Below are 12805 nucleotides of genomic sequence, written 5' to 3'. Positions count from 1 at the left end.
CAACCAGCGTGGCAGCATCTCGGAAACCGGGGGGTCAGGCGCGCCGGGCGGGCACGCGCGTAGTTGAGTGGGGCACAGGGTCGAATGTGGCACAGGCAAAGAGAACGGCCCCCGGTCACAGACCGGAGGCCGTTCCCACGAACCGAATTACTTGTCGTCCTGGCCGGGACGGAACGCACGGGTGGCGTCGGCCGCCGGATCCGCCGACTGCTCGCCGCCGAAGGGCTGCGCCGGACGCTGCTGCGCCTGGCCACCGAAATGCTGGGTCGCGTCCGAGCTGCCCGCGGGCTGCTGCGGCTGCTGACCGTACGGCGACTGCTGGCCGTACCCGGACGGCTGGCCCGGCTGCTGACCGTACGACGGCTGCGGCTGCTGCTGACCGTAGGTCGGCTGCGAGCCGGTGCCGTACCCGGCGGGCTGCTGACCGTACCCGCCCTGCTGACCGTAGGCGGGCTGCTGCCCGTACGACGGCGTCGCGCCCTGCTGCCCGAACCCGGGCTGCTGCGGCTGCTGGCCGAAGCCGCCCTGCTGACCGAACGACGGCTGCTGGTACTGCGGCCCGGTGGTGCTGAACGGCTGCGGCGGCTGACCGTAACCACCCTGCGCCGCCGCCGGTTTCGGCTCCGGAGCCTTCACGATGCCCAGCTCGAACAGCAGGGCCGCCGCGGCCACCGCGGCCTGCACCAACGACAGGATGATCAGCACCCAGCCGCCCCACTTCAGCGACACACCGTCACCGAGGTCGAAGGCGTTGAACAGGATGCCCAGGAACGCGGCGAGCGACGCGGCCGCGACGACACCGGTGTAGGCGGTCGCCTTCGGCAGCAGCGACAGACCCGCCAGCAGGCCCGCGAGCAGCAGCAGGCTCACCAGGGTGGCGGCGCCGGTGTTCTCGAACAGGCTGAAATTGGCGTCGCTGCTGCGGAGTCCGCCGCCGAGCTCGACGCCGGCGTAGGGCGCGAAGCCCAGCAGGAAGTTGATGACACCGAGGGCGGCCACGCCCACGGTGAGGAAGAACGGCAGGCCCTTGGCCGAACCGGCAGCGGGAGCGCCTGCGGGCTGCGAGCCGTATCCGGGTGCGGAGGAGGGCGTCGGCTGGGGCGCGTTGTATCCCGAGCCCCCGGTCGGGTATGACATGTCGTCGTCTCCTATCGAGTCGTGAGTCGTTCACGAACCTCCACCGACGCTACTGCACTTGACGATCGGCGGCACCACCTACCATCGGCCGTAGCCTTTCCGCAATACCCCATATAACGATCGAAGGCCGCCTGTCGAATTCGACAGGCGGCCTTCGATATCAGCCGTTCGAGCGGGCCGAACCCACCCAATCCTCGGCCTGTGCCCCGCTGTCGTCAGACAGCGGGGCACGAGAACCTCAAGCGCTGATGGAAGCCTTTTCCAGGATCTCGCGCGCCAGGGCGGCGGTCTCGGACGGGGTCTTGCCGACCTTCACGCCCGCGGCCTCCAGGGCGTCCTTCTTGGCCTGGGCGGTACCGGCCGAGCCGGACACGATCGCGCCCGCGTGGCCCATGGTCTTGCCCTCCGGCGCGGTGAAGCCCGCGACGTAGCCGACGACCGGCTTGGTGACATTGGCCTGGATGTAGGCCGCGGCCCGCTCCTCGGCGTCGCCGCCGATCTCGCCGATCATGACGATGAGCTTGGTCTCCGGGTCCTTCTCGAACGCCTCGATGGCGTCGATGTGGGTGGTGCCGATGACCGGGTCGCCGCCGATGCCGATGGCGGTGGAGAAACCGAAGTCCCGCAGCTCGTACATCATCTGGTAGGTCAGGGTGCCCGACTTGGAGACCAGGCCGATCGGGCCCTTGCCCGCGATATTGGCCGGGGTGATGCCGACCAGCGACTCACCCGGGGTGATGATGCCGGGGCAGTTCGGGCCGATGATGCGGGTCTTGCTGCCCTTGTCCACGTTGTAGGCCCACGCGTAGGCGGTGTCCTGCACCGGGATGCCCTCGGTGATGACCACGAGCAGCGGGATCTCCGCGTCGATGGCCTCGATGATGGCGTCCTTCGAGAAGGCCGGGGGCACAAAGGCGATGGAGGTGTCGGCGCCGGTCTTCTCCATGGCCTCGGCCACGGACGCGAACACGGGCAGCTCGACCTCGTTGCCGTCCTTGTCGACGTGCTTGACGGTGGTGCCGGCCTTGCGCGCGTTGACGCCGCCGACCACGTTGGTGCCGGCCTTCAGCATCAGGGCGGTGTGCTTGGTGCCCTCACCACCGGTGATGCCCTGGACGATGACCTTGTTGTCCTTGTTCAGGAAAATAGACATGTTGGTTCGTGTCCTTTACTTGGCCGCGGCCAGTTCGGCGGCCTTGTCGGCGCCTTCGTCCATGGTCTGGGCGAGAGTCACCAGCGGGTGGTTGAAGTCGGCGAGGATCTTGCGACCCTCCTCGACCTTGTTGCCGTCGAGGCGGACGACCAGCGGCTTGGAGGCCGCGTCGCCGAGAGTCTGCAGGGCGCCGACAATGCCGTTCGCGACCGCGTCACAGGCGGTGATGCCGCCGAAGACGTTCACGAACACGGACTTGACCTGGGCGTCACCGAGAATGACGTCCAGACCGGCGGCCATGACGGCGGCCGAGGCGCCACCGCCGATGTCGAGGAAGTTGGCGGGCTTGACGCCGTCGTGGTTCTCACCGGCGTAGGCGACGACGTCCAGGGTCGACATGACCAGACCCGCGCCGTTGCCGATGATGCCGACCTCGCCGTCGAGCTTGACGTAGTTGAGGTCGTTCTCCTTGGCCTTGAGCTCGAGCGGATCGGTGGCGTCGATGTCCGCGAAGGCCAGGTGATCGGGGTGGCGGAACTCGGCGTTCTCGTCCAGGGTGACCTTGCCGTCGAGGGCCAGGATCTCGTTGTCGGGGGTGCGCACCAGCGGGTTCACCTCGACCAGGGTGGCGTCCTCGGAGATGAACACCTCCCAGAGCTTCTGGATGGTCACCGCGGCGGCGTCGAGGATGTCGGCGGGCAGGTGGCCCTGCTCGGCGATGGAACGGGCGAAGGCCAGGTCCACGCCCTTGACGGCGTCGACCGGCACCTTGGCCAGGCGGTCGGGCTTGGTGGCCGCGACCTCTTCGATCTCCATGCCGCCCTCGACCGAGCACATGGCCAGGTAGGTGCGGTTGGAGCGGTCCAGCAGGAAGGAGATGTAGTACTCCGAGGCGATGTCCTTGGCCTCGGCAACCAGGATCTTCTTGGTGATGTGGCCCTTGATGTCCAGGCCCAGGATGTTGTTCGCGTGGGTGAACGCGTCGTCCGGGGTGGCGGCGTACTTCACACCACCGGCCTTGCCGCGGCCACCGACTTTGACCTGCGACTTGATCATTACCGGCTTGCCGATTTCTTCGGCAATCGCACGCGCGTCCTCAGCCGTATCAGTGACGCGGCCCTCGGACGAAGGCACTCCGTGCTTCACGAAGAGTTCCTTCGCCTGATATTCGAAGAGATCCATGTACTCACCGTCTCGTCTGCGTTGTTGTGACAACGTCTTGGTTGGCGGCCCGTCGTCGGAGGCGGGTCGGCTCGGACTCTAATCAGTCACATGGAGCGGAAATCAGCCGCATACAGCCTAAGTGGCGCAGGTCACGGTACTGTCTCCGCGGTCCCAAAAGCCCTTGTCAATGCTACTCATCGGTAGCTTGTTGACCCCGTGCCAGGTGGAGCACACGAACGCCGGAGAGTGACGGTGACTACTACGCGGCGTCGTCGAAAAACCTCTCTTGGTTACCCCGAGCACAGTGAGCGCATTCCGTCACAGGAAGTGATGAATGTCACACACATGTGTCGAACCATGTCCATCGCTTGCTGAGCCGCAATCGTTTCGTTACCGTCGTTGCGGTCGATGTCACAACCCGGTCACGGACAGGAGGACGGCAGGCTTGACGCAGCACAGCGCTCCCAGAGGTATGAGCCGCTCCGCAGGCGACTTGTCGGCCCCGCGATACTCCTCGGACCGGCGCAGATGAGCGACGGCCCCTTCCCCTCGCAGCACCGCCCCCGACGTGGGCACCGCTACCGCGAGGAAGCAGAGAATTACGGCGGCGCAACCACTTTCGACGCGCCCTACTCCGCAGCGACCGCGGTCGCCCACGGCGAATGGGGCGCTACGCAGTCATGGAATTCCGAGCAGGCGTGGAATTCCGACGCGGATTGGAACGGCGGCCAGCAGTGGGGTGAGCCCCAGCAGCAGTGGGACGAATCCGCCTGGCAGTCCGAGCAGAGCTGGAACGACCCGCAGCAGAGCTGGGCCGATTCGCAGCAGAGCTGGGACGACCCGAACGCCCAGACCACCGCGAACGGCTGGGCCGCACCGAATCCCAGCGATTGGGCCGCGCAGTCGCGGACCAACTGGGATCCGACCGCGGACCCGACCCCGTCCGACGAGTATCGGCCGGTTTACACGTTCAAGACCGCCTCCGGCGAGAAGCTCCAGTTCTCCGGTGACGGCGCGCGCGTGAATCGCGCCGCGCGGGAAGCCGATTCCGCCGACGAGGAGCGTCCGACCCGTTCCGGCGGCAAGCGGCGCGCGGGCGGCACTCACCGTCTGCCCGCCCCGCCGACCGCGCTCAAGGGCCGGGCCGCGGTGGTCGCGGTGGCGGCCGGTGCCGTGGTGGCCGCGGGCCAGGCGACCATCGAGGCCAGCGCCCACGACACCAGCAATGTCGATTACCAGGCCGCCAATCAGGTCAAGGAGGTCGCCGCGACCTCGGTGGTCGGCGGCGACGGCTCGACCGGTTCACCGCAGGTGGTGAGCCCGACCGCGCCCGCCAGCCTGGACCAGTTCAACGACATCCTGGAGAAGGGCAAGCAGTTCGCGGCCGATATGGCCAACCAGGAGGCGTCGAAGTACCGCCCGCTGTGGACCAAGTTCGCCAACGGCACCTTCACCTCCGGCTTCGGCATCCGCTGGGGCGTCGCCCACCAGGGCGTGGACATCGCCGCGCCGATCGGCACCCCGATCTACGCGGTGGCCGACGGCACCGTTCTCGAGGCCGGTCCCGCTTCGGGTTTCGGCATGTGGGTGCGCCTGCTGCACGACGACGGCACGGTCACCATCTACGGCCACATCGACACCGCCACGGTCTCCCAGGGCCAGCGCGTCCTCGCGGGCGACCAGATCGCCACCGTCGGCAACCGCGGCTTCTCCACCGGCCCGCACTGCCACTTCGAGGTCTGGCTCAATGGCGTCGACAAGATCGACCCCCTCCCCTGGCTCGCCTCCCGCGGCATCTCCCTCGGCCCCGAACGGGACTGAGCGGCAAGCAGAACGACGAAAGGCGCACCCCGAACCGGGTGCGCCTTTCGTCGTTTCGGTGCTCAGTGGTGTTTCGGAGTTCAGCGACGGTGGGTGCGGTACCAGCGAATCAGGGAGTCGGTGGAGGAATCCGCTTGGGGTTCGGGCTCTTCCGCGGCGGTGAGGAGGGGCTCGAGGGCGAGCGCCTGCGCCTTGCCGAGTTCCACGCCCCACTGGTCGAAGCTGTCGATGCCCCAGATCGCGCCTTCGGTGAAGACGATGTGCTCGTACAGGGCGATGAGCTGTCCGAGGACGGAGGGGGTCAGCTGGGGGGCAAGAATGGCCGTCGTAGGGCGATTGCCGGGCATCACCTTGTGCGGCACGATCTTCGGGTCGGTGCCCTCGGCGGCGATCTCCTCGGCGGTCTTGCCGAAGGCCAGCACCTTGGTCTGGGCGAAGAGATTCGACATGAGGATGTCGTGCATGCTGCCGGTGCCGTCGAGGGTGGGCAGATCGTCGGTGGGCTGGGCGAATCCGATGAAGTCGGCGGGCACCAGCACGGTGCCCTGGTGCAGCAGCTGGTAGAAGGCGTGCTGGCCATTGGTGCCGGGCTCGCCCCAGAAGATCTCGCCGGTGCTGGTCGAGACCGGGGTGCCGTCGGCCCGAACGGATTTCCCGTTCGACTCCATGGTCAGCTGCTGCAGGTAGGCCGGAAAGCGGGCCAGGTCATTGGAATACGGCAGCACCGCACGCGACTGCGCGCCGAAGAAGTTCGAGTACCAGACGCCGAGCAGGCCCAGCAGCACCGGACCGTTCTCGGATAGGGGCGCGGACTTGAAATGCTCGTCCACCCGGTGCATTCCGTCGAGGAACTCGGCGAAGCGCTCCTTGCCGATGACCGCCATGACCGAGAGCCCGATGGCCGCGTCCACCGAGTACCGCCCGCCGACCCAGTCCCAGAAGCCGAACATATTGGCGGTGTCGATGCCGAAGTCCGCCACCCGCTGCGCGTGCGTGGACACCGCCACGAAGTGCTTGGCCACCGCCTCCTCGCCGAGCGCGGCCACCAGCCAGCGGCGGGCCGCGGTGGCATTGGTGAGCGTCTCGAGCGTGGAGAAGGTCTTGGAGGCGACGATGAACAGCGTGGTGGCCGGGTTCAGGCCGTGCAGCTTCGAAACCAGGTCCGCCGGATCGACATTGGAGACGAAGCGCGCCGAGATGCCCGCGTCCGCGTAGTGCCGCAGTGCCAGGGTCACCATGGCCGGGCCCAGATCCGAGCCGCCGATGCCGATGTTCACGACCGTGGTGATGCGCTCCCCCGTCGCGCCCCGCCACGCCCCGGAGCGCACCTGATCGGTGAATTCGCCCATGCGCCGGAGCACTTCGTGGACGTCGGTCTCGACATCCTGGCCGTCGACGGTCAGCGGCTGCCCGCCCGGCCGCCGCAGCCAGACGTGCCCGACCGCGCGGTCCTCGGAGGTATTGATGTGGGAACCGGCGAACATGGCGTCGCGTCGCCGCTCGACCTCGGCGGTGCGCGCCAATTCGACCAGCAGATCGAGGGTCTCGCGCGTCACCCGGTGCTTGGAGTAGTCGATGTGCAGGTCCGCCACCTGGACGGTCAGCTCGCCGCCGCGCGCGGGATCCTCCGCGAAGAACTCCCGCAGGTGTCGACCGCCGATGGACGCATGATGGTCGTGCAGTTTCCCCCAGACCGCCGACGCGGTGATGTCGCTGCTCACCCCGGCGAGGTTACAACGTCCCGGATCTGACGCGCAGGTAACAAGACGCGATTGGCGAGCCTAGGCTGGCCCCATGGTGACCGAAAGCGCCCTACTCTCGTCCATTCCCACGCAACTCTGGATCGGCGGACCGGTGGACGCCACGGGGGGTGCGACCTTCCCGGTACACAATCCCGCCACCGGCGAAGTCCTCGCCCGCGTCGCCGACGCCACCCCCGACGACGCGGTCCGCGCGCTCGACGCCGCGGTGGCCGTGCAGGCCGAGTGGGCCGCGACCCCGGCCCGCCAGCGCGGGGAGATCCTGCGCTCGGTGTTCGAGGCGATCACGGCCCGGGCCGAGGAGTTCGCCCTGCTCATGACTCTCGAAATGGGCAAGGCCCTGCCGGAGAGCCGCAATGAGGTCCGCTACGGCGCGGAGTTCTTCCGCTGGTTCAGCGAGGAGGCGGTCCGTATTCACGGCCGCTATCAGGCCGCTCCCGCCGGGACCGGACGCATTCTCGTGCACAAGCAGCCGGTGGGTCCGTGTCTGGCCATCACGCCGTGGAACTTCCCGCTGGCCATGGGAACTCGCAAGATCGGCCCCGCCCTCGCGGCCGGGTGCACCATGATCGTGAAGCCCGCGGGCGAGACCCCGTTGACCATGCTGCTGCTCGCGCAGCTGTGCAGCGAGGCGGGGCTGCCCGACGGAGTCCTGTCGGTGATCACCACCTCGCACTCGAGTGCGGTGACCGCGCCGCTGCTGAGCGACCCGCGCCTGCGCAAGCTGACCTTCACCGGTTCCACCCCGGTCGGCAAGAAGCTGGTCGAGCAGTCCGCGCACGGGCTGCTGCGCACCTCCATGGAGCTGGGCGGCAATGCCCCGTTCGTGGTCTTCGACGACGCGGACATCGATGCGGCCGTGCAGGGCGCGGTGCTGGCCAAGCTGCGCAATGGCGGTGAGGCGTGCACGGCCGCGAACCGTTTCCACGTGCAGAATTCGGTTCGCCAGGAATTCACCGACAAGCTGGCGGCGGCCATGGCCGAGTACAAACTCGGCAATGGCGTGGACCCGGACACCACCCTGGGCCCACTCGTCAACGAGAACCAGCTCGACACCGTGAGCGAGCTCGTCGACGACGCGGTGGCCGCGGGTGCGCAGGTCAAGCTGGGCGGCAAGGCCCCCGGCGGCCCGGGCTGGTTCTATCCGGCGACGGTCCTCACCGATATCCCGCCCGCCGCGCGCATTCTGCGCGAGGAGGTGTTCGGCCCGGTCGCGCCGATCGTCGGTTTCGAGACCGAGGAGGAGGGTCTGGCGGCCGCCAACAACACCGAATTCGGCCTGGTCGCATACGTTTACACGCGCAGCCTGGATCGCGCGCTGCGGGTGGCCGAGGGGCTGGAGACCGGCATGGTCGGCGTGAATCGCGGCGTCATCTCCGATCCGGCCGCCCCCTTCGGCGGCGTGAAGGAGTCCGGATTCGGTCGCGAGGGCGGCTTCGAGGGCATCGAGGAGTACCTCGACACGAAGTACATCGCCCTGCCCTGACCCAGCCCCCAGAGATGAAAAGAACCGCCCCGGGGTCGAGACACCCGGGGCGGCCTGGGGAAGCTGCATCGTGGAAAGCATGCAGCGTGGCTTGGTCGGGCCGCGCACGACGGCACCGCTCGATGTATCGCATCGAGCGGTGCTGTTCGTTAACGAGAGATAGAGATCAGTGCCCGAGGCGGCCGCGGCCGAGGCGGAGCAACAGCATCGCCAGGGTGTGGCCCTCCTGGCCCAGTTCGCTGAATCGCTCGAGCACCTTCATCTCGCGGGAATGCACGAGCTTGGGCCCGCCGTTCGCCATGCGCGTCCGTCCGATGATGCGCGAGACCTCGGTGCGGCGCTTGATGGCGGCGAGGATTTCGGCGTCCAGCTTGTCGATTTCCAAGCGCAGCTTTTCGATCTCAGCCTCGGAGGGCAGGGCGGAGTCCGACCCGGTGGCGGACTCGGAATGTCCCGTCGTCGAGATGCTCATTCTTTCAACTCCTCGTGGTCCAGAACGTCGATCGGCGGGTGGACCCATCCTGTTACCGATCGGTTCTTCACCAAGAATCAGACCTGTTGGCCATACATTGTCCCCCCGGGGTCGGGCTCAGGTGCAATGCGTCGCCATCGAGCCGGTCATGGGACGAGTGTGCCACGCAGAGTGACCCAAGCAAAACAGCTACGTTTGTGAATCTTCTGAGTTTCGGGAGCCGGTTCGATTCACGGGAAGTTCGCCAGACCGGCACTTATCGGACACCTGTGCGATCCGGCCCGTCGCCTGTCGGTGCGCGCCGGTAGCGTGGATGGGCGATGAACACGACGGTGGCTATGGACGGGCAGAAGACGACCGAGCGGTTGCTCGAGGGGTTGAATCCACAACAGCGCGCCGCGGTGATGCATACCGGCACCCCGCTGCTGATCGTGGCCGGGGCCGGGTCGGGTAAGACCGCGGTCCTCACCCGTCGCATCGCCTATCTGCTCGATGCCCGCGGGGTGCGGCCGGGCGAGATCCTCGCCATCACCTTCACCAACAAGGCCGCCGCCGAAATGCGCGAGCGCGTCACCGGACTGGTCGGTCCGCGCGCGGCGGGAATGTGGGTGTCCACCTTCCACTCCAGCTGCGTGCGCATCCTGCGCACCCAGGCCTCGCTGCTGGGCGGGCTCAACTCCAACTTCTCCATCTACGACGCCGACGACTCGCGCCGCCTGCTGGGCATGATCATTCGCGATTTCGACATCGACGCGAAGAAGTACTCGCCGCGCCTGCTGGCCACCGCCATCTCCAATCTCAAGAACGAGCTCATCGATCCCGAGCAGGCCGCGTCCGACGCCGACACCGAGGACGGCGAGCTGCCGCGCCTGGTGGCCAAGGTCTACGCCGAGTACCAGCGGCGGCTGCGCGCGGCCAACGCCATGGACTTCGACGATCTGATCGGCGAGACGGTGTCGCTGCTGCAGCGGCATCCGCAGGTGGCCGAGTACTACCGGCGGCGCTTCCGGCACGTGCTGGTCGACGAGTACCAGGACACCAACCACGCGCAGTACGTGCTGGTGCGCGAGCTGGTCGGGCATCACCGGGGCGGGCTGTGGGGCGACGATCCGGACGAGGGCCCCGCGGACCGGGTGCCGCCCTCGGAGCTGTGCGTGGTCGGTGACGCCGACCAGTCCATCTACGCCTTCCGCGGCGCGACCATTCGCAATATCGAGGAGTTCGAGCGCGACTTCCCGGACGCGGAAACCATTCTGCTGGAACAGAACTACCGCTCCACCCAGCACATCCTGTCCGCCGCCAACGCGGTCATCGCCCGCAACGAGGGGCGTCGGGACAAGAAGCTGTGGACCGATCACGGCGACGGCGAGCTGATCGTCGGGTACGTGGCCGACAACGAGCACGACGAGGCCTCGTTCGTGGCCCGCGAGATCGACCGGCTGGTCGATCAGGGTGAGGCCAACTACGCGGATGTGGCGGTCTTCTACCGGACCAACAACAACTCCCGGGCGCTGGAAGAGATCTTCATCCGAATGGGGTTGCCGTACAAGGTCGTCGGCGGTGTGCGCTTCTACGAGCGCAAGGAAGTCCGCGACATCGTGGCGTATCTGCGGGTGCTGGAGAATCCGGACGACGCGGTGAGCCTGCGACGGGTGTTGAACACCCCGCGCCGGGGCATCGGCGATCGCGCGGAGGCGTGCGTGGCGGTGCACGCCGAACAGCGGAACATCGGCTTCGCACAGGCGCTTCGGGATGCCGCCGAGGGCAAGGTGGCGCTGCTCAATACCCGCTCGCAGCGGGCCATCGCCGGATTCCTGGAGCTGCTGGAGGAGATCCGCGCGGCCGGTGCCCAGGCGGACATGGACTTCCCGGACGTGGGTTCGGTCGTCGAGGCGGTGCTGGACCGCACCGGCTACCGCGCCGAACTGGAGGCCTCCGACGATCCGCAGGACGGCGCGCGGCTGGACAACCTCAATGAATTGGTCAGCGTCGCACGGGAGTTCAGCTCCGAGGCGCGCAACAACGTGGAAGCCGCACGGGCCGAGGGCATTCTGCCCGAGCAGGCCGAGGGCGAGCCCGAGCCGGGCTCGCTGGCCGCGTTCCTGGAGCGGGTCTCGCTGGTGGCCGACGCCGACCAGATTCCCGAAGAGGGTTCCGGCGTGGTCACTTTGATGACCCTGCACACCGCCAAGGGCCTGGAGTTCCCGGTGGTCTTCGTGACCGGCTGGGAGGACGGCCAGTTCCCGCACATGCGCGCGCTGGGCGATCCGACCGAGTTGCAGGAGGAGCGCCGCCTGGCCTACGTCGGCATCACCCGGGCCCGCAAGCGCCTGTATCTGACGCGCGCGGTGGTGCGCTCGGGCTGGGGACAGCCGGTGTCGAACCCGGAATCCCGTTTCCTCCAGGAGATTCCGGGCCACCTGATCGATTGGCGTCGCCTCGAGCCCACCCCCTCGCAGGCCTCGCGCGGCTTCCGCCGCCGCGGTGACGACGATGGCCTGGAACGCGATTGGACCCGCGGCGACGGCTGGTCCGACCAGCGCCCCGGTCTGCGCGACCGCGGCGAGCGCCGCCCCGCCCCCGCCGCGGCCAAACGCAACAACACCAATCTGGTGCTGGCCGTGGGTGATCGGGTCAATGACGACAAGTACGGCCTGGGCCGGGTCATCGCCGCCGAGGGCTTCGGCGATCTGGCCACGGTCACCATCGACTTCGGCACCGCGGGCAAGATCCGCCTGATCCCGAAGTTCAGCCGCACCCTGACCAAGCTCTAACCGGTCGGCGCGGGCTCCGGCCGTGGGCGCGGCATCGCCCATGTGCCGGTGACCAGGGCGGCCACGGCCACCAGTGCGGCCGCGCACAGGCTGCCGAATCCGGGGCCGAGCCAGATCTCGACGACGGGCAGACGGGATTGGTAGAGATACCAGTTCAGTTCCGACAGCGTGATCAGGAGATCGGGACCGAGTGCGACGGCGGCCACGAGTAGAGCGCCGATGCGCAGCGCGGGCCGCGCGGTGGGGAGCCGCAGTTGCAGCAGCACCGCGAGGACCACGGCCATCAGCACCATGACCACCAGCCAGGGCAGGACGAGCGGGACGAGGATGCGGGGTTCCAACGCGGACATCCCGTACACGACGGTGCCGCCGCCCGTTCGGCCGTACGAATCGCGCAGGGGTAGGCGCTCGTAGAGGTTGATCAGGCAGTTGCCCACGAGGGCGGCGACCGCCGCCCCGGCGGCCAGCGGTCCGAGGAGCCGATCGGCCCGCGATATCGGCGTCCGCGCCGCGGGCGTGCGCGGGACGACCGCGAGGATCCCGATCCCGCTCGCGGCGAACGCGCACGCGATGACCAGCAGGGCCACGACCAGCCGGGCGACATAGACGGCGTCGATGTACTCGCCCTCGGTCTCGTACGCCAGACTCGCCAGCTGCACCGCACCGCGATACGCGATGCCGAGCAGCAGCCCGGCACCCACCACTCCCACCGCTCGGGCGCAGGTGGCCCGGGATCGGTTGCCCGAGAACAGGAGCCGCAGGGCGATCGCGATGGCGAGGATGCCGGCCGCGACCGGAACCCGGACCACGACGGCGACCCACACGGGAAACTCGCCCCACTGCTGGCTTGCCCACTGTGCGATCACGGTCTCCAGCAGCGCCAGGGCGGCGACGAAGATGAGCAGCACCGCGAAGGCCCGATCCAGGCCGCTCACGGAATCCGGTGCGGAATCGGTGTTTTCGACAGTATCGGCCATGTGCTCTCCCCGCGCCGCTGATCGCTTCCTTCTGTCTACCCCGGTTGCCCCACCATCGCAG

At 68.1% G+C, this 12805-nt stretch carries 9 protein-coding genes; 3 read left to right on the top strand and 6 right to left on the bottom strand.

Features of this window, described 5'->3' with window-relative positions; translation table 11 throughout:
- Positions 1–147: 147 nt before the first annotated feature.
- The 3 genes from VMT65_RS01825 to sucC form a co-directional block, all read right to left on the bottom strand.
- Positions 148–1137 (bottom strand): DUF5336 domain-containing protein, encoded by a 990-nt coding sequence (locus tag VMT65_RS01825; protein WP_326306147.1) that lies wholly within the window; start codon positions 1135–1137, stop codon positions 148–150.
- 238 nt (positions 1138–1375) lie between these two features.
- Entirely contained in the window at positions 1376–2290 is a 915-nt protein-coding gene (gene sucD, locus VMT65_RS01820) for a succinate--CoA ligase subunit alpha (RefSeq protein ID WP_326306146.1), read from the bottom strand.
- A 15-nt stretch (positions 2291–2305) separates the two neighbouring features.
- The gene (gene sucC / locus VMT65_RS01815; RefSeq protein WP_326306145.1) at positions 2306–3472 is read right to left on the bottom strand and encodes an ADP-forming succinate--CoA ligase subunit beta; all 1167 of its coding nucleotides are present in this window, start codon (positions 3470–3472) and stop codon (positions 2306–2308) included.
- A gap of 510 nt (positions 3473–3982) precedes the next feature.
- On the opposite strand from sucC, the gene VMT65_RS01810 reads away from it, so the two are divergent.
- A complete protein-coding gene (locus tag VMT65_RS01810; RefSeq protein WP_326306144.1) occupies positions 3983–5275 on the top strand; it encodes a M23 family metallopeptidase in 1293 nt (430 codons plus the stop codon).
- 80 nt (positions 5276–5355) lie between these two features.
- Here VMT65_RS01810 and pgi read toward each other — a convergent pair whose 3' ends face one another.
- Positions 5356–6996 (bottom strand): glucose-6-phosphate isomerase, encoded by a 1641-nt coding sequence (gene pgi / locus VMT65_RS01805; protein WP_326306143.1) that lies wholly within the window; start codon positions 6994–6996, stop codon positions 5356–5358.
- A 73-nt stretch (positions 6997–7069) separates the two neighbouring features.
- Here pgi and VMT65_RS01800 point away from each other — a divergent pair, with 73 nt between their 5' ends.
- Complete coding sequence (locus VMT65_RS01800; RefSeq protein ID WP_326306142.1) at positions 7070–8521, top strand: NAD-dependent succinate-semialdehyde dehydrogenase; 1452 nt, start codon at positions 7070–7072, stop codon at positions 8519–8521.
- A gap of 166 nt (positions 8522–8687) precedes the next feature.
- On the opposite strand, the gene VMT65_RS01795 is transcribed toward VMT65_RS01800, so the two are convergent.
- On the bottom strand, positions 8688–8993 hold the full coding sequence (locus VMT65_RS01795) for a chorismate mutase (protein ID WP_033085726.1): 306 nt from the start codon (positions 8991–8993) through the stop codon (positions 8688–8690).
- Positions 8994–9313: 320 nt separating this feature from the next.
- Here VMT65_RS01795 and pcrA point away from each other — a divergent pair, with 320 nt between their 5' ends.
- Positions 9314–11767: a DNA helicase PcrA gene (gene pcrA / locus VMT65_RS01790; protein WP_326306141.1), complete on the top strand. Its 2454-nt coding sequence runs from the start codon at positions 9314–9316 to the stop codon at positions 11765–11767.
- Here pcrA and VMT65_RS01785 read toward each other — a convergent pair.
- Entirely contained in the window at positions 11764–12744 is a 981-nt protein-coding gene (locus VMT65_RS01785; protein WP_326306140.1) for a hypothetical protein, read from the bottom strand. The genes pcrA and VMT65_RS01785 overlap by 4 nt on opposite strands.
- Positions 12745–12805 lie beyond the last annotated feature (61 nt).

This window comes from Nocardia sp. CDC153 (genome assembly GCF_035818515.1).
Classification (GTDB): domain Bacteria; phylum Actinomycetota; class Actinomycetes; order Mycobacteriales; family Mycobacteriaceae; genus Nocardia.
This window is presented reverse-complemented; position numbering and strand designations above follow the sequence as displayed.

What these genes read in the sequence shown, in the direction of transcription:
- VMT65_RS01825 (WP_326306147.1), bottom strand. Translation starts at nt 1,137, where the DNA reads ATGTCATACCCGACCGGGGGCTCGGGATACAACGCGCCCCAGCCGACG.
- sucD (WP_326306146.1), bottom strand. Translation starts at nt 2,290, where the DNA reads ATGTCTATTTTCCTGAACAAGGACAACAAGGTCATCGTCCAGGGCATC.
- sucC (WP_326306145.1), bottom strand. Translation starts at nt 3,472, where the DNA reads ATGGATCTCTTCGAATATCAGGCGAAGGAACTCTTCGTGAAGCACGGA.
- VMT65_RS01810 (WP_326306144.1), top strand. Translation starts at nt 3,983, where the DNA reads ATGAGCGACGGCCCCTTCCCCTCGCAGCACCGCCCCCGACGTGGGCAC.
- VMT65_RS01800 (WP_326306142.1), top strand. Translation starts at nt 7,070, where the DNA reads ATGGTGACCGAAAGCGCCCTACTCTCGTCCATTCCCACGCAACTCTGG.
- VMT65_RS01795 (WP_033085726.1), bottom strand. Translation starts at nt 8,993, where the DNA reads ATGAGCATCTCGACGACGGGACATTCCGAGTCCGCCACCGGGTCGGAC.
- pcrA (WP_326306141.1), top strand. Translation starts at nt 9,314, where the DNA reads ATGAACACGACGGTGGCTATGGACGGGCAGAAGACGACCGAGCGGTTG.
- VMT65_RS01785 (WP_326306140.1), bottom strand. Translation starts at nt 12,744, where the DNA reads ATGGCCGATACTGTCGAAAACACCGATTCCGCACCGGATTCCGTGAGC.